13 protein-coding genes, 1 tRNA gene and 3 pseudogenes are annotated in these 15916 nt (G+C 66.9%); 8 read left to right on the forward strand and 9 right to left on the reverse strand.

Going from position 1 to position 15916, the window contains the following annotated elements:
* Positions 1-2: 2 nt before the first annotated feature.
* Genes QGN32_RS16300 through QGN32_RS16315 form a run of 4 tightly spaced genes read right to left on the reverse strand, consistent with a single transcriptional unit; the run spans position 3 to position 3995 of the window.
* Positions 3-1295, reverse strand: coding sequence for a Ni/Fe hydrogenase subunit alpha (locus QGN32_RS16300; RefSeq protein WP_326545362.1), 1293 nt, complete (start codon positions 1293-1295; stop codon positions 3-5).
* Positions 1292-2050 carry an NADH-quinone oxidoreductase subunit B family protein gene (locus tag QGN32_RS16305; protein ID WP_326545363.1) on the reverse strand — a complete coding sequence of 253 codons (759 nt, stop codon included), beginning with the start codon at positions 2048-2050 and terminating at the stop codon, positions 1292-1294. Before QGN32_RS16305 ends, QGN32_RS16300 begins: the two co-directional genes overlap by 4 nt.
* Positions 2051-2905 (reverse strand): FAD/NAD(P)-binding protein, encoded by an 855-nt coding sequence (locus QGN32_RS16310; protein WP_326545364.1) that lies wholly within the window; start codon positions 2903-2905, stop codon positions 2051-2053.
* Positions 2898-3995: a 4Fe-4S dicluster domain-containing protein gene (locus tag QGN32_RS16315; RefSeq protein ID WP_326545365.1), complete on the reverse strand. Its 1098-nt coding sequence runs from the start codon at positions 3993-3995 to the stop codon at positions 2898-2900. Before QGN32_RS16315 ends, QGN32_RS16310 begins: the two co-directional genes overlap by 8 nt.
* Positions 3996-4102: 107 nt before the next feature.
* Here QGN32_RS16315 and QGN32_RS16320 point away from each other — a divergent pair, with 107 nt between their 5' ends.
* The gene (locus QGN32_RS16320; RefSeq protein WP_326545366.1) at positions 4103-4537 is read left to right on the forward strand and encodes a pyridoxamine 5'-phosphate oxidase family protein; all 435 of its coding nucleotides are present in this window, start codon (positions 4103-4105) and stop codon (positions 4535-4537) included.
* A gap of 110 nt (positions 4538-4647) precedes the next feature.
* Complete coding sequence (locus tag QGN32_RS16325) at positions 4648-5589, forward strand: 1-phosphofructokinase family hexose kinase (RefSeq protein ID WP_326549109.1); 942 nt, start codon at positions 4648-4650, stop codon at positions 5587-5589.
* A gap of 11 nt (positions 5590-5600) precedes the next feature.
* Here the strand turns inward: QGN32_RS16325 and QGN32_RS16330 are convergent, their stop codons facing one another.
* The 3 genes from QGN32_RS16330 to QGN32_RS16340 form a co-directional block, all read right to left on the reverse strand.
* Positions 5601-6470, reverse strand: coding sequence for a 3-oxoacyl-[acyl-carrier-protein] synthase III C-terminal domain-containing protein (locus QGN32_RS16330; protein WP_326545367.1), 870 nt, complete (start codon positions 6468-6470; stop codon positions 5601-5603).
* Complete coding sequence (locus QGN32_RS16335; RefSeq protein WP_326545368.1) at positions 6454-7560, reverse strand: 3-oxoacyl-ACP synthase III family protein; 1107 nt, start codon at positions 7558-7560, stop codon at positions 6454-6456. The genes QGN32_RS16330 and QGN32_RS16335 overlap by 17 nt, the downstream gene beginning before the upstream one ends.
* A gap of 81 nt (positions 7561-7641) precedes the next feature.
* Positions 7642-8517 (reverse strand): DUF732 domain-containing protein, encoded by an 876-nt coding sequence (locus tag QGN32_RS16340; protein WP_326545369.1) that lies wholly within the window; start codon positions 8515-8517, stop codon positions 7642-7644.
* Between the two features lie 225 nt (positions 8518-8742).
* Between QGN32_RS16340 and QGN32_RS16345 the strand changes: the two are divergent.
* The 5 genes and pseudogenes from QGN32_RS16345 to QGN32_RS16365 form a co-directional block, all read left to right on the forward strand.
* A pseudogene (locus QGN32_RS16345) lies at positions 8743-9124 on the forward strand (type II toxin-antitoxin system TacA family antitoxin); the annotation flags it as partial.
* Positions 9124-9445 (forward strand): annotated as a pseudogene (locus QGN32_RS16350) (GNAT family N-acetyltransferase); the annotation flags it as partial. The pseudogenes QGN32_RS16345 and QGN32_RS16350, both read left to right, overlap by 1 nt.
* A gap of 183 nt (positions 9446-9628) precedes the next feature.
* Positions 9629-11170, forward strand: a complete 1542-nt coding sequence (gene istA / locus QGN32_RS16355) for an IS21 family transposase (RefSeq protein ID WP_326549110.1) — start codon at positions 9629-9631, stop codon at positions 11168-11170.
* A gap of 51 nt (positions 11171-11221) precedes the next feature.
* On the forward strand, positions 11222-11977 hold the full coding sequence (istB, locus tag QGN32_RS16360) for an IS21-like element helper ATPase IstB (protein ID WP_326545370.1): 756 nt from the start codon (positions 11222-11224) through the stop codon (positions 11975-11977).
* 95 nt (positions 11978-12072) lie between these two features.
* A pseudogene (locus QGN32_RS16365) lies at positions 12073-12258 on the forward strand (GNAT family N-acetyltransferase); the annotation flags it as partial.
* Positions 12259-12274: 16 nt separating this feature from the next.
* Here QGN32_RS16365 and QGN32_RS16370 read toward each other — a convergent pair.
* A tRNA-Arg gene (locus QGN32_RS16370) sits at positions 12275-12347 on the reverse strand.
* A gap of 323 nt (positions 12348-12670) precedes the next feature.
* Between QGN32_RS16370 and QGN32_RS16375 the strand changes: the two genes are divergently transcribed.
* On the forward strand, positions 12671-14773 hold the full coding sequence (locus QGN32_RS16375; protein WP_326545371.1) for an adenosylcobalamin-dependent ribonucleoside-diphosphate reductase: 2103 nt from the start codon (positions 12671-12673) through the stop codon (positions 14771-14773).
* Between the two features lie 107 nt (positions 14774-14880).
* On the opposite strand, the gene QGN32_RS16380 is transcribed toward QGN32_RS16375, so the two are convergent.
* Positions 14881-15900 (reverse strand): VIT1/CCC1 transporter family protein, encoded by a 1020-nt coding sequence (locus QGN32_RS16380; protein ID WP_326549111.1) that lies wholly within the window; start codon positions 15898-15900, stop codon positions 14881-14883.
* Between the last annotated feature and the right edge of the window lie 16 nt (positions 15901-15916).

Here is a 15916-nt window from a genome sequence, read left to right on the forward strand (position 1 = left end):
TGTCAACGTCGTTCGACCGTCAAGGTCAGGAAGTGCGCCGAGCAGGAGATGCACGGATCGTGGTTGCGAATCGCCTTCTCGCACAACGATGTCAACGTGGCGTCGTCAAGCGAGATGTTCTCTGCCACCAGCAGTCCCATCTCGTGCTCGATGGCGGACTGGTTCTGGGCGGTCGGTGGCACCATCGTCGCGGCCCGGATCAACCCGTCGTCGGAGATCTCGTAGCGGTGGTAGAGCAGGCCGCGGGGCGCCTCGCTGACCCCGTGCCCGACGCCGGCGCGGACGGGCACCTCCACGGCCGGGCGGGACGGCCGTTCGTATTCGGCGATGATACGGAGCGACTCCTCCAGCGCATAGACCACCTCGACGGCCCGAACGACGATGCTGCGGAACGGGTTACGGCACTCGGGGCCAAGCCCGGTCTCGGCGGCGACCTCGGCCGCGATCGGGGAGAGCTTGGCGGAGTTGAGCGAGTACCGCGCCAACGGGCCGGTGAGGTAGCGGCGGCCGTCGAGGGTGGCATGCAGCGCCGTCGAATGCGGGACCTGCGCTTCGACCACATGGTCGGTGAAATCTTCGAGCGGGAACGGAACGCCCGCGCTGCGGGCGATGCCTCCGTCCTCGATGGGGTAGCGGTCCGGATCCGACAGCGACAGGAACTCGTGATCGAATTCGGTGTCGGGGATGTCGAATCGAGATACCTCCCGGGCGGTGTACAACGCATCGTCGAGTGCGCCCCGCAGCATCTCGGCCAGCGGCTCGAGAGCAGCACGAGTCGGGGTCGAGAAGAACCCGCCGAGCCGCACATTGATCGGATGGATTGCGCGGCCGCCGATCTGCTCCATCAACCGGTTGCCCGCCTTCTTGAGGGCAAGCCCGCGCTCCAGCAGCTGCGGGCGATCCTTGGCCATCGCGATGGCGTCGGGGTAACCCAGGAAGTCGGGCATGTGCAGCAGATAGATGTGCAGGGCGTGACTGTGGATCCATTCGCCGCAGTACAGCAACCGGCGCAGCGCCACCAGTTCGGGGTCCACCGTCACTTTGCAGGCGTCCTCGATCGCGTTGCACGCGCTGACCTGGTAGGCGACCGGGCATATTCCGCACACGCGCGCGGTGATGTCAGGCGGCTCGGTGTAGGCCCGTCCGCGCAGGAATGCCTCGAAAAACCTTGGCGGCTCGTAGATGTTGAGCTCGACGTTCTCGACCGCACCGTCGACCAGCGTGACGTTGAGCGCTCCCTCGCCCTCGACACGCGTCAGTGCGCCGACGGTGAGCGTCCGAGTCTCCTCGTTCACAGATCGTTCCGTTCCTCGGTGAAGGGCGCGACGTTGAAGGTGGAAAAGACCCGCCCGACGTCGTCAGCCGACATCCCGTCGCGGCGCAGCACCGGGATCAGCGCGGCGGTGTTCGGCGTGGCGGCAGGACCGAAACAGCCATAGCAGCCCCGGTGAAACGACGGGCACAGTGCGCCGCACCCGGCATGCGTCACGGGGCCGAGACAGGGAATGCCGTCGGCGACCACCACACACGTCACGCCGCGGTTCTTACATTCGGTACACACCGTCTTGGCGGGCAGCCGCGGTTTACGGCCGACCAGCAGAGCCGCGAGGGTGTCGAGCAGTTGGCCGCGGTCGATGGGACAGCCTTGGAGTTGGTAGTCGACCTGCGCGTGGGCGGAGGCGGGGGTGGACGTGGCGAGTGTGTCGATGTACTCGGGTCGCGCGTAGACGACGGAAGCGAACTCGTCGACGTCGGCGAAATTGCGCAACGCCTGGATTCCGCCGCCGGTGGCACAGGCGCCGATCGTCACCAGCGTGCGTGACTGCTCGCGGATCTCCTTGATCCGCCGTTCGTCGGCGGCGGTGGTGATCGAGCCCTCGACGAGCGAGACGTCGTAGGGCCCGCCGACGACCGCGCTCGAGGCTTCCAGGAAGGTGGCGATCTGTACCTCTGCCGCGATGGTGAGCAACTCGTCTTCGCAGTCCAACAAGGTGAGCTGGCAACCGTCGCAAGACGCGAACTTCCATACCGCCAACGTGGGCTTGGCCATCTAGAGCTCCTTCACCCGCAGCAGTGGTTCTGCGACGTCGTAACCGACGACCGGACCGTCACGGCAGAGCAGCAGCGGCCCCAGTTGGCAGTGTCCGCACCAGCCGATGCCGCACTGCATGTTGCGCTCGAGTGAAACCCGGATAGCGTTGAACGCCAGCCCTTTACGGACCAACTCGTGCGCGGCGTTGCGCATCATCACCTCCGGGCCGCACAGGAAACCGATCGTGTTGGCCGGCCGTACGGCCAACCGGCGCAGCGGCTCCGTGACGAAGCCGACTTCACCCGGCCAGCCCTGCACGGGCACGTCGACGGTCACATGCACGTCGATGTCTGCGCGTCGCGCCCACTCTGCGAGCTCGCCCCGGAACAGGAAATCGTCGCTGGCGCGCGCGCCGGCGATCAACGTCACGCGGCCGAACCTCTCGCGCTCGGTCAGCGCGGCCAGGACGACCGGGCGCAGCGGGGCCAACCCGACGCCGCCGGCCACGATCACCAGGTCGCGTCCGGCCGCCGTGTCCATCCCCCAGTGGGTGCCGAATGGTCCGCGCAGTCCGATCTCGGTGCCGGGTTGCGCGTCGTGCAGCGCCCGGCTGACCGCACCGACGGCGCGCACGGTGTGGGTGACGGCATCGTCCTGGAAGGTCGGGACGCCGCTGACCGAGATCGCGACCTCGCCGACCCCGAACGCGTACATCATCATGAATTCGCCGGGCCGCGCCGGCGCCAGCGCATCGCCCACGGGCGAGAGAACCAGCGTCGCCGAATCGCGGTTCTCCACGACACGGTCGATCACCCGGTAGGGCACCGGATGCATCGCAGAGTGGGTCGAACGCTTGGTCGCCGTCTCAGTCATCGCGACCCTTCGCTTGTTCTGAGAGCGTCGTCATCTCCTCGGTGATGTCTATTCCGGTGGGACACCAAGCAATACAGCGTCCGCAGCCGACACAGCCTGACATACCGAACTGGTCGTGCCAGGTGCCCAGTTTGTGGGTGAGCCAGTGGCGGTATCGCGACGGACCGGACTGCCGGACGCTGCCCTCGTGGACGAAGGTGAAGTCGAACTCGAAACACGACGCCCAGTGCATCCAGCGCTCGGCATGCTCACCGGTCAGGTCGGTGACGTCCTCGACGCTCGTACAGAAGCACGTCGGGCAGACCATCGTGCAGTTGCCACAGGTCAGGCACCGGCTGGCGACCTCGTTCCAGTGCGGTGACTCGCGGGACTCCACCAGCAGGTTGCGCAGATCGCCATCCGGCATGCGCCGCCCCATCCGGTCCGCGGCCTGCGCGACATCTCGGCGCGCGGAATCGATTTCGATATCGCTGGCTTCTCGGTGCGGGAGATCGGCGAGCACCTCGGCGCCGACGTCGCTCCCGGCCTCCACGAGGTACCAGCAGCCGTCCGGTCCTGTGCGCTCGGTGAGGGCGAGGTCGTAACCCGGCCCGGCGGCCGGCCCCGTTCCCATCGACGCGCAGAAGCACAAGCCACCCGGTTCGGTGCAGTTCACCGCGACGACGAAGAGTCTGGCCAACCGTCCGGTGAAGCCCTGGTCCGGATGGGCGCTCCTGCCGAGCACGCCGTCGAGGGTGGCGATGGCGGCGAGGTCGCAGCCCCGTACGCCGACGAACGCGTAGCGCGGCTCATCCTCGGGCACTTCGGCATCGGACGACCACAACTTCTGCCGCGACGGGTGCAAAAACTGCTTCCACGATTGGGGCCCCGCCGAATGGCCGAACACCGCCTCGTCGTCGCGACGGCGCAGCCGGTATTGGCCGGGAGCGACGTCCACCCCCCACCCGCGCGGTAGGTCGTCGGCCGTGTCCAGCTCGGCGAGCACGATGGCGTTGTCCGACACCGTCGGTCCCACCACGCGGTAGCCGCGGTCGATCAGGGTGGACACCAGGCGCTCTAGCCCTGCGGCGTCGATCACCGCGCTTTTCATAGGAGCCATGATGCGCCATCCGGGGACGCGGCGCCGGTGTCCTTGGTTATTCAAAGAAGGGACTTTGTGCCACGGCGCCGATCGCGCGCGCCGGTTACGGTCACCTCATGTCGGAAGACTTTCAAGCGGTCACGATCCTGCCCGAGACGGAATGCTGGAAGCTGTTGTCGAGCCGCGCGCTCGGTCGGCTCGTCACCAGTGTGGACGGCAACCCGGAGATCTTCCCGGTGAACTACGTCGTACAGCACCGCACCGTGCTGTTCCGCACGGCAGAGGGCACGAAACTCGTCAGCACCGCGATCAACCACAACGTGCTCTTCGAGGTCGACGACCACGACGCGGTCGAAGGGTGGAGTGTGATCGTCAAAGGCGTCGCCCGCTCGGTGCGCAGCGAGGAGGACATCGCCGAGGCGGAGCGCGCGCAGCTGCTGCCCTGGATCGCCACGGTGAAACAGCACTACGTACGCATCCGGCCGCTGAGCGTAACCGGCCGACGGTTCATGTTCGGCGCCGAACCGGATCGTGAGTTCACCGCCGTTTGAGACCATGGTCGAGTCCAGCGCTTGACCGCGAACAAGACGAGCGAACGGAGCATCGCCGCGTGGAACCGTCACCTCCTGCCGACGACCAGCCGACGATCGTCACTCTGGCGATGAACCCGGCACTGGACGTCACCATCGACGCCGACGTCGTGCAGCACACGTCGAAGATCCGGTGCGCGGGCGCCCGGTACGACCCCGGCGGCGGCGGCGTCAACGTGGCGCGCTTCGTGCGGGTGCTCGGCGGGTCGGTGGCCGCGGTCTTTCCGGCGGGCGGGCCGACGGGTGCGGTGGTCACCGATCTCGTCGCACAGGCTGACGTGCCGGTGCGGCGCGTCCCGGTCAAGAACGCGACGCGCGAGAGTTTCACCGTCAACGAAACCAGCACCGGCAAACAGTTCCGGTTCGTGTTCCCCGGTCCCGCGCTCGATTCCGCCGAGCAGGATCAGTGCCTGGACGAGTTGCGGGCGGACGCGGCAACGGCGGAGATCGTCGTGGCCAGCGGCAGTCTCCCGCCCGGTGTGCCGGTGGACTTCTTCAACCGGGTGGCCGACATCTGCCGCGAACTCGGCGTCCTGCTCATCCTCGATACGTGGGGTGGCGGACTACGTCACGTGCAGTCGGGCGTGTTTCTGATGAAGCCGAGCCTGCGTGAACTCCGCGAGTGCGTCGGCCTCCCGCTGGAGACCGAAGCAGAGCAACTCGCGGCCGCCCACGGCCTCATCGACCGCGGGGTCACACAGGCGGTCATCGTGTCGCTGGGCTCCGACGGCGCGCTGTTGGCCACGCCGCACGAGAGCTATAAGTTTCCGCCCGTCCCCGTCGAACCAATCAGCAGCGTCGGCGCGGGAGACGCGATGGTCACCGGAATCACCATCGGCTTGACCCGCGCCTGGCCGCTCGTCAAGTCGGTGCGGTTCGGCATCGCCGCCGCAACCGCGAAGCTGCGCATGCCGGGAACCGCGGCGTTCACCAGCGCCGATGTGGAGCGGTTCTTCGAGATGGTTCCCGAACCCACCCAGATCACCGGAGAGATCGGCGCGGTCCGCGATTGAGTGTGATGCGGTCACACCCGATACAGGGTGGCGCCCGCGGTGACGCCGGCGCCCGCGGCGGCGAGCAACAGTTGTGCGCCGGGTCGCGCCCTGCTCAGGGCGTCGGACAGCGCGGCCACGAGGGACACGGTGTGCAGGCCGGTGTCGTCGGCAACGGTGATCCGGTCGGGCCCCACGTCCAGCCTGGCCGCGAGCGCGGCCCGGTACTGCGCGTGTGCGGGAGCCGCGACGATCGCGTCGAGGTCCTCGGCCGTAATCGACGCGGCCCTCAGACACTGGCCGGCCGCCCGCGCCGCGGCATCGGCGAACGCTTCGTCCGCCGACTCTGGTACATCGAAACGCAGGACGTTGCGGTGGTCGATCAGTCCGACTGTCGCGCTGTAGGTTTCGCGCGCCTCCGGAAGGTTCGTCCAGTGCGTTCGGGCGAGGCCACGGTCGTCGTCGGTCCAGCTACACAGCAGTGCGCCGCCGGCAGGCGCGAACGGAAAACGTTCGCTCAGCCCGCGCCCTGGGTTCGCGTCGCTCGCGACCACGAGGGCACGGTCGACGGCGTGCGACCGCAGGAACCCGTCGACCACTTGCAGCGCGGTGAGGACGCCGCACGGACCGTTCGCCACATCGAAGGAGAACGTTCCGTGCGAGCCGGCGTGCGGGTCTTCGGGGTTGGCGCCGATGTCGTGTTGGATCATCGCCGCCAGGGCGGGCTCCCCGAGGTTGCGGTCGCGATAGATGCCCGCGTTGATGAGAAGGTCGAGGTCGTGCGGTGGACACCCCGCGTTGTGGAGGCAGTCGCGAGCGGCCTTGACCGCCAGGCGAAGTGCGCTGTGCCGGTGACGCCAGCGTCCCGGTGCCAACTCGATGCGATCAATCCTCGTGGCCATATCGGCTCACCAATTCCTCGTCCAGGGTCATCAGCACCACGCCGATCTCCAGACCCGACGCCAACGCGATGAGCGCTATCGTCTCGCCCGGCTCGATGTGCCGCGCTTCGAGTTCCTCGATCAGGGCGACCGTGTGGGTGGTGGACGCGGTGTTGCCGTACCGGTCGACGGTGATCACCGCGTCATGCCGCGGGGCGTCACCGAAGGCGGCCGACACCCGCGCCATTCCCTTCCGGATTGCGCGGGCCGAGGTCTGATGCGTGATGACGTGGTCGATGTCGTGAATCGAGATACCGGCCGAATCGAGCACTTCTTCCAGCAACATCGGAGTGTTGTCCATTGCCGCCCGGTGAATCCCTCTGGCGTCGGTGAACATTCGAGCACCCGGGTCAGCGCCTTTGGGGTAGCCGAGACAAAGCCTGCTGTAGTCGGCGACGGTGGTGAAACCCGCCAGGGTGATGCTGCCGCTTCCGGTGGGCGCCCGCTCCAACAGCAGCGCGGCGCCTGCGTCACCGAGCGTCAACGACGCGAGTTCCTTGCTCATGATGCTGCGGATATGGCGGGCCGCGTTCTGGCCGAGTTGTGAGATGTATTCGCCGCTGACCACCAGTGCGCGCTCGATGACGCCCTGCCGGATCCAGTTGTTGGCGACGGTCACCCCAGAAAGCATTCCGGCGCAGGCGTTCGACAGGTCGAACGTCATCGCGTTCTCGGCCCCGATGGCCTGAGCGACGGCGCTGCTCATCGTCGGCTCGAGCCACTGGGTCAGGCCACCGCGGAATTTGGTGATGCTGCAACTGATCACCGCGTCCACCGACGAAGCTTCCTGGTGCGCCTTGTCGAGACAGTCGAGTGCGGCGGCCGTCGCGAGGCTGTAGGAGTCCTCGTCACCAACCGATACGCGGCGCTCGCGGATTCCGGTCAGTCGTTCGAGGTTGATGTGGGTGCGATGGCGGGTGGTGGACATCAGTTCTTCGGTCGTGAGCCGCGTGCTGGGCAGGTGACGACCGGCGCCGGCGAGCCGGGTGCGGAACGGAGGTTCCGCTCCTGTCGACGGAGGCTCCATGACCAGCCACCGATTGCGCGCCATGGCCTCATCCTGGTCGCGGACCGGCCGTCCGGAAAGGTTCTTTGGGTGGTATCGGCGGGGACTTTCGGCCTTCGTTCGATGTCACTGCCCGAGGCGTATTTGCACGCCGTGGGCTCGAAGCTGGGCGAAGGTGAAGCTGAACTCGCCTCGGTGCCCCACGGAGACGACATAGCGATCCTGGCCCTCGGTTACCGGGAAGCTGAACGAGAAGTTACATGTCGCGCTGTCGGCCCTGCCCTGACCGAGCGTGGTGGTGGCCAGGATTTCGTTCTTGCCGTTCTTGACCGTGACCGGAGTGTCATGCCCGATGTCGGAATAGCCGTATGCGCCCTCACATGACGTCTCAGATGTGGCGATTGCCCCCAGGCCATTGCTGTCCATCAGTACGAATGTCCCCTTGACGGTTGTCTTTTCGAGGATGTGGAAGCCCTCGGCGAACTGCGGGCAGAATGCCTCGACGGCGAACTTGTCGGCCGGCAGACCCTGCTCGGGTCCGCCCTCTTCCAGCTGTCGGCACACCTGGCGGGCGTGGGCGATGGCTCCGGCTTCGGAGTTGAATTCGTTCGACAGCCCGGCGTCCTTGAGCCCGGAGAGATAGGTGGTTTCCGGAGAGGGTGGTGTCGAGGTACTGCCGCGTAGCAGTGCCCAGACGATCGCTGCCGCCAAGACGATGATCACCGTCGTCGCCCCGGTCGCCGGCCAGCTCAATCGAATGCTCGACCTCGACACGGGTATCTCGACATAGTCCGGCAGCATCTGACCACCGGTCGGGTCTGCTGCTACGCGTTTCCCGTTGCGCACCCGGTTCGTCGGACGGCCTGCGACGTAGTAGCGCCCCTCGTGTCGCGCCGTGGGGTCCGGGCGCCAGCCCGTCGACGCCGTCGGGGCGTAGACCGCCCCGCACCGGTCGCAGTTGACCTCGGAAGCAAGTTTGGAGCCGCAATATGGACAGGTCATCGCCGCCGAACTCCGACCACCGGCCGACAACTGCATCGCGTCATTCGAAGGCTCCTGAACAGTGCTGCCCAGCGAGGTGCTGACACCCAAACCGTATAGCCGAGAAACCCCTAACCGGATGGAAAATCCGAAGTCCGAGGTTCGGCATTTCAATGAGAATTCTGCAAGACCGCTGGTAGACGCGTCGCCATCCGCCATGCAATTTAGAACCCACAGGGCGCTGCTATGCAGCAGCGCCTGCGGCGGCGACGCGACCGCCAGAGGCCGGGTATCAGCGGCTTGCCAGCGTTGACTTGTACGCGTCAGGCGAACAATCGATCGGATGGCTACCAAGGCCGAGCGGAAGACCGGGCGTCTTGCAGCGCGCCTGACCCCTGAGCAGGACGCGCTGATTCGTCGTGCCGCCGAGGTCGAGGGGACTGACCTCACCATTTTCACGGTTACCGCGGCGTTGGCGCACGCGCGCGACGTGCTGGCCGACCGCCGGCTCTTCGTGCTCACCGATGCCGCGTGGACTGAGTTCCTCGCCGCGCTGGACCGGCCCGTCTCACACAAGCCCCGGTTGGAGAGGCTGTTCGCCGAGCGGTCCATTTTCGACACCGAGGGGTGGGCGGCTACAGCGCGCCGCGACCTGTCAGCGACGCCGATGACGTCACGAGCTTCAGCAGCGGCGAGCCCGGTCTGGACGATTACTTGCGCAAGCGGGCGTTGGCCAATCATGTGCAGGGAGGGTCGCGCTGTTTCGTGACGTGCCGTGACGGTCGGGTAGTCGGCTTCTATGCGCTGGCGTCAGGGTCGGTTTGCACGCGCCGATGCCCCGGGACGGGTGCGTCGCAATATGCCTGGCCCCGTGCCGGTGATCCTGTTGTCGCGGTTGGCGGTTGATCGCAAAGATCCGGGCAGGGTCCTGGGCAGACATCTGCTGCGTGTCAGCGGTCACGTATTTCCCCAGGTTTGAGGGGTTGTCCGTCACGTAATTCCCCACCCCGGCTGTCACGTAATTCCCCACCCTGGGCGGTGTGTCTGCCCGGTGTGGGCCTCGCAGCAAGGTTCGCTCTGCATCCGTCGGCTGGCGGATGGAAGGGCGCTGATGGCGAGGAGAAATATCGTGATGCTCGATTTGGTCGAGTTGTTTACCCACTGGCACGCGGGCCGCTCGCAGGTCCAGTTATCGGCGTCGCTAGGTATCGATCGGAAGACCGTCCGCAAATATTTGGCTCCGGCGATCGCCGACGGTATCGAGCCCGGCGGCGAGGCGCTCTCGGCCGATCAGTGGGCGGAGTTGATCGGCGGCTGGTTCCCTGAGCTGAGTGATCCGGGGGCGCGGGCGTCGACGTGGCCGTTGATCGCGCCGCACGAAGATCGGATCGAGGCGTGGCTGGACGCCGATGTCACGGTGGCCACGATCGCCCAGCGGTTGCGAGACGATCACGGGGTGGCAGCGTCGGAGTCGTCGGTGCGGCGTTGGATCGCAACGCATTTCGCTGATGAGGTGGCCCGGGAGAGGGTCTCCGTGCCGCGCGGGCCGGTGGACCCGGGTAGTGAGGCGCAGATCGATTACGGCCGGCTGGGAATGTGGTTCGACCCGTCGGCTGCCCGCCGGGTGGCGGTGTGGGCGTTCGTGATGGTGCTGTCGTGCTCGCGGCACCTGTTCGTGCGTCCGGTGATCCGGATGGACCAAACCACTTGGTGCGCTTGTCATGTCGCGGCGTTCGAGTTCTTCGGAGGAGTGCCGGCGCGGCTGGTGTGTGACAACCTCAAGACCGGAGTGGACAAACCCGATCTATATGACCCGAAGATCAACCGCTCGTACGCCGAGTTGGCCACCCACTATGGCGCCCTGATCGACCCGGCGCGGGCGTTCAAACCCAAGGACAAGCCCCGAGTGGAACGACCGATGCCGTATGTGCGGGACTCGTTCTGGCGCGGCCGCGACTTCGCGTCGCTGGCCGGGATGCAGGCCGATGCGCTGCGCTGGAGCACCGAGGTGGCCGGCATGCGGCATTCGCGAGCGCTCGAGGGTGCCCAACCGTTGCGGGTGTTCGAGGCGATCGAACGTGACGCATTGATGGCGTTGCCGCCCAGAGCATTTGAACTCACCACCTGGTCGATAGGCACCGTCGGAGTCGATGCGCATCTGAAGGTCGCCAAGGCGCTCTACAGCGTCCCGTGGCGGCTGATCGGACAGCGCCTGCATGCCCGCACCGCCGGCGATATCGTGCAGATCTTCGCAGGTGCCGACGTGGTGGCCACCCACGTGCGCCGCCCGTCTGGGCGATCCACCGACTTCACCCACTACCCGCCGGAAAAGATCGCGTTTGCGATGAAGACCCCGACCTGGTGCCGGCGCACCGCCGAGCTCATCGGGCCGGCCTGCGAGGCGGTGATCACCGAATTCATGACCGATAACGCCATCCATCACCTGCGCTCAGCCCAAGGGGTGCTCGGGCTGCGCGACAAACACGGCTGTGCGCGGCTGGAGGCCGCCTGCGCCCGCGCCATCGAGGTCGGCGACCCGTCCTATCGCACCATCAAGGGCATCCTGATCGCCGGTACCGAACACGGCGACGACGCGCCGACCGGCGGTGGTGCGGCCGCGGCGGCTGGGGCGTTTCTGCGCGGCCCCGAACAGTTCGGCACCCCCGTCGCCTGATCAGTGAATCACTCATCCCCACACCACAATCCAACTATCAAGGAGACACCTGTGTCCATCTGCGACCCAGCACTGCGCAATGCGCTGCGCACCCTGAAACTGTCCGGCATGCTCGACACCCTCGACGCTCGACTGGCCCAAACCCGCGACGGCGGACTCGGCCACCTCGACTTCCTGCAAGCACTCTGCGAGGACGAGATCGCCCGCCGCGAATCGGCCGCCCTGAGGCGACGATTGCGCCGCGCGAAGTTCGAAGCCCAAGCCACCTTCGAAGACTTCGACTTCACCGCCAACCCGAAACTGCCCGGCGCCATGCTGCGCGATCTGGCCGCGCTGCGCTGGCTGGACGCCGGCGAATCGGTCATCCTCTACGGCCCAGTCGGAGTCGGCAAAACCCATGTGGCACAAGCACTCGGACACCACGTCGCCCGCCGAGGCGGCGACGTCCGGTTCGTCAAATGCGCCCGCATGCTCGCCGACCTGGCCGGAGGCCACGCCGACCGCACCATCGGCCAACGCATGCGCGAATACACCCGACCATTGGTATTGATCATCGACGACTTCGCGATGCGTGAGCACACCACCACCCAATCCGACGACCTCTACGATCTGGTCTCCGATCGGGCCATCGCTGGCAAACCCGTGATCCTGACCAGTAACCGCGCCCCCAAGGACTGGTACCCGCTGTTCCCCAACCCGGTCGTCGCCGAATCACTGCTCGACCGGCTCATCAACACCAGCCACCAAATCCTCATGGACGGACCCAGCTACCGGCCCCGGAAACGACCTGGCCACCCCACCAACTAGACACCACCCCGCGGGCACGGTAAGACCAACACCGAGGCCCGCACCTGGGGAATTACGTGACGCCAACCCCTGGGGAATTACGTGACGGACGACAGCTGCGTGATGCGATCGGTCGCTGCGTCCAGGATGGGGACTCCGATCGGGGTGCGGGCGATTCTTGTTCACGCGTTGCACGACGAGGCCCGCGCGTTCTACGCCCACTCGACTTCGAGACCTCTCCGACCGATCCGCTGCACCTAATGCTGTTGATGAAAGACGCTCGCGCGCTGATTGGCGACTGATGCTGCGCGCAGAGAGTGCCCCCGGCAGGATTCGAACCTGCGACACCGGCTTTAGGAGAGCCGTGCTCTATCCCCTGAGCTACGAGGGCGGGAACCGTGATACTGACTAGAACCTAGCCGTTCGCCGCGGCCGATGGAGGTCAGCGGAGTTCTCGGCGTCCTGCTGCCGTTCCCCGGCGGTTTGGCAGACGTCGGGGTGCGGCGGGTGTGAGTGTAGCGGCCACGCGACGTTCGGACATGCGTGGTGGGGATTCGTCTTGGTGACCGGGGTGGCGGCTAAGGGCCAAAGAACTGCTCAAAGGGGGGCACGGGTACCTATTGTGGTCACCGCGCAGGAGTAGGAGGAAGCCGCGAACGGGCGCCACATCGAATCGGTGCAGTGACGCACCACGGCAGGAGCGAGTAGGCAGTTTTGAGTCGGACGACGAAGTCGGCGGGGACGGCCGGGTGGCCGTCGAAGGTTCGGCGCCGGGATGGGACGTTGGCGCCGTTCGACGTCACCCGGATCGAAGCTGCGGTCGCGCGGGCGGCCCGCGAGGTGGCGTATGACGATCCCGACATGCCGGTCACAATCGCGAGGACCGTCGCCGACGCGTTGGGCACCGGCGCTGCCCCCGTCGAGAAGATCCAGGATTTCGTCGAGGCGCGGCTGGGCGAAGCCGGTCTTGACGATGTCAACCGCGCCTACGTCATCTATCGGCAGCGGCGCGCCGAGTTGCGTACGGCAAAGGAATTGCTCGGAGTCCGTGACGAGCTGAAGCTGAGCTTGGCCGCGGTGACGGTACTGCGCGAACGTTATCTGCTTCGCGATCGCCAGGGCAGGCCCACCGAATCGACGGGCGAGATGATGGATCGGGCCGCGCGCTGCGTCGCGGCGGCCGAGGACGAATATCTGCCTGGCTCGTCGACGCAGTGGGTCGAGCGGTTCTCGGCGCTGCTGCGCAATCTCGAGTTTCTGCCCAATTCGCCCACGCTGATGAACGCCGGCACCGACCTTGGTCTTCTCGCCGGGTGTTTCGTTCTGCCCGTAAAGGATTCGGTGCATTCGATCTTCACCACCCTGGGACATGCCGCGGAGATCCAGCGGACCGGCGGCGGCACCGGATTTGCGTTCAGCCGCCTGCGACCGGCCGGGGATTGGGTGGCCAGTACTGGCGGCACTGCCAGCGGACCGGTGTCGTTTCTGCGGCTGTACGACACAGCCGCCGGCGTCATCTCGATGGGCGGGCGCCGTCGCGGTGCCTGTATGGCGGTGCTCGACGCGTCACACCCCGACATCCACCACTTCGTCGCCGCGAAGGCCAAATCGCCGGCAAGCCTTCCGCATTTCAACCTATCGGTCGGGGTCAGCGACGCGTTCCTGCGCGCCGTCGAGCGTGACGGCACTCACCGTCTGGTCAACCCTCGAACCGGCAGGACCGTTGCGCGGATACAGGCCGCCGAGCTGTTCGACGCCATCTGCGAAGCGGCGCATGCATGCGGCGACCCCGGGTTGCTGTTCATGGACACGATCAATCGAGCCAACCCGGTGCCGGGGCGCGGTCGAATCGAGGCGACCAACCCGTGCGGAGAGGTCCCACTGCTGCCTTACGAGTCATGCAACCTCGGCTCGATCAACCTGGCCTCGATGGTGACCGACGGTCGCGTCGACTGGGACCGGCTCGATGAGGTGGCTGGGGTGGCGGTGCGGTTCCTCGACGACGTCATCGACGTCAGCCGGTACCCGTTCCCCGAACTGGGCGAGGCCACGCGGGCGACTCGCAAGATCGGGCTGGGGGTGATGGGTCTGGCCGAACTGCTTGCCACGCTGAGCATTCCATACGACAGCGAGAGAGCCGTGCGGCTGGCCAGCCGGGTCATGCGCCGCATTCAGCAGGCGGCACACGCGGCATCGAGTCGGTTGGCCGAGGACCGGGGCTCGTTTCCCGCGTTCGCCGACAGCCGGTTCGTGCGTAGCGGACCGCGGCGCAACGCACAGGTCACGTCCGTCGCACCGACAGGCACGATCTCCTTGATCGCGGGAACCACCGCGGGAATCGAGCCGATGTTCGCCATCGCCTTCACCCGCGCCATCGTCGGCAGGCACCTGCTGGAGGTCAACCCCTCCTTCGACCGGCTGGCCCGCGACCGGGGGCTGTACAGCGATGAGCTGATCGCCGAGATCGCGCAGCGGGGAGGAGTTCGTGGCTATTCGCGGCTGCCGGTCGAGGTGCGGGCGGCTTTCCCCATCGCCGCGGAGATCGCGCCGGAGTGGCATTTACGGATGCAGGCCGCAGTGCAGCGCCACGTCGACGCCGCAGTGTCGAAGACGGTCAATCTGCCTGCTACCGCGACAGTCGACGATGTCCGTGCGCTCTACCTGGCCGCGTGGCGGGCGAAGGTCAAGGGCATCACGGTGTATCGCTACGGCAGCCGAGAGGGTCAGGTGCTGTCCTACGCCTCGCCCAAACCAGTGCTGGCCCAAGCTGATACGGAGTTCAGCGGAGGATGTGCAGGACGCGCATGCGATTTTTGAAGACCACATGCGTCATATGCGCGCAAACCCGCCTGATGCGTTACGAATTGGCCACGACGCACCGCCGGCACGTCCGCGCGGGAGGTGATCCGACTGCGACGCTGGGGTCAGCCGACGACGGCGTCGAACCCTAGGCCGAGCAGGAAGGTCACCGCGGCGGCTGCGGTGCCGATCGCGAGCTGGCGCAGTGCTCGGCGTAGCGGCGGGCCGCCGGAGAGAACCCCGACGGTGGCGCCGGCAAGCATCAGGGCGAATCCGGTCAGCGCCGCCGACACGATCACCGCCCCGGTATTCTCCATCCCGAACAGGAACGGCAGCACCGGTATCGCCGCGCCCACGCTGAAGAACAGGAAACTGGACGCCGCAGCGTTCATCGCGCTGCCGACTACCTCGGCCCCGTCGGCCTCGGCGTTCAACGTCATCGGTCGGACGCGCCTACGACCCAGCACGGCCCTCGCCCGGCGCTCGGCGTCGTCGGCCGGCATCCCCCTGGCGCGGTATACCAAGGCGAGCTCGTTCGCGTCGACGTCGAGTTCCGGCACCGAAGCCTTCGCCTCTTCGTCCGGCGCCGATGCCGCCAGTAACTCCCGTTGCGAGCTCACCGAGATGTACTCCCCGGCCGCCATCGACAGCGCGCCTGCCAGCAGCCCGGCCAACCCCGTCAGCAGCACGGTTTGGCCGCTGGCCCCGCCACCGATCACCCCGAGAACCAGCGCGATGTTGCTCACCAGCCCATCGTTGGCGCCGAACACCGCGGCTCGCATCGTCCCGGACAGCCGCGAACGCCCCCGCGCCGCCAGCCCGCGAACCACCTCGCCGTGGATCAGCTCGTCGGCCACCATCGACGCCGGCATGTCCTTGTCGGCCATGCTTGCCCGACGTTCGGCCTGTTCCATCAGCGCCAGCACGAACACCCAGCCGAAGCGCCGTGCCATCAGCCCCATGAGCCGCTCGCGAAGGGTTGCCCGGGGCAACTGGCCGGCCTGCTCTCCCAACAGCTGCTCCCAGTGCGCCGCATGGCGCTCCTCGGCCTCGGCGAGCCCGAGCAGGATCTCGCGCTCCTCGCCGGCGCGACGCGCAGCCAGCTCCCGGTAGACCATTGCCGCCTCGCGTTCGTTGGCGAGCATCCGCCGCCACCGGCGA

The organism is Mycolicibacterium sp. ND9-15, assembly GCF_035918395.1.
Lineage (GTDB): Bacteria > Actinomycetota > Actinomycetes > Mycobacteriales > Mycobacteriaceae > Mycobacterium.

Bases quoted from the DNA above. Each gene is read 5' to 3' on its own strand.
- QGN32_RS16305 (WP_326545363.1), bottom strand. From the start codon at position 2,050: ATGGCCAAGCCCACGTTGGCGGTATGGAAGTTCGCGTCTTGCGACGGT.
- QGN32_RS16310 (WP_326545364.1), bottom strand. From the start codon at position 2,905: ATGACTGAGACGGCGACCAAGCGTTCGACCCACTCTGCGATGCATCCG.
- QGN32_RS16315 (WP_326545365.1), bottom strand. From the start codon at position 3,995: ATGAAAAGCGCGGTGATCGACGCCGCAGGGCTAGAGCGCCTGGTGTCC.
- QGN32_RS16320 (WP_326545366.1), top strand. From the start codon at position 4,103: ATGTCGGAAGACTTTCAAGCGGTCACGATCCTGCCCGAGACGGAATGC.
- QGN32_RS16325 (WP_326549109.1), top strand. From the start codon at position 4,648: ATGAACCCGGCACTGGACGTCACCATCGACGCCGACGTCGTGCAGCAC.
- QGN32_RS16330 (WP_326545367.1), bottom strand. From the start codon at position 6,470: ATGGCCACGAGGATTGATCGCATCGAGTTGGCACCGGGACGCTGGCGT.
- QGN32_RS16335 (WP_326545368.1), bottom strand. From the start codon at position 7,560: ATGGCGCGCAATCGGTGGCTGGTCATGGAGCCTCCGTCGACAGGAGCG.
- QGN32_RS16340 (WP_326545369.1), bottom strand. From the start codon at position 8,517: ATGACCTGTCCATATTGCGGCTCCAAACTTGCTTCCGAGGTCAACTGC.
- istA (WP_326549110.1), top strand. From the start codon at position 9,629: ATGCTCGATTTGGTCGAGTTGTTTACCCACTGGCACGCGGGCCGCTCG.
- QGN32_RS16380 (WP_326549111.1), bottom strand. From the start codon at position 15,900: ATGCTCGCCAACGAACGCGAGGCGGCAATGGTCTACCGGGAGCTGGCT.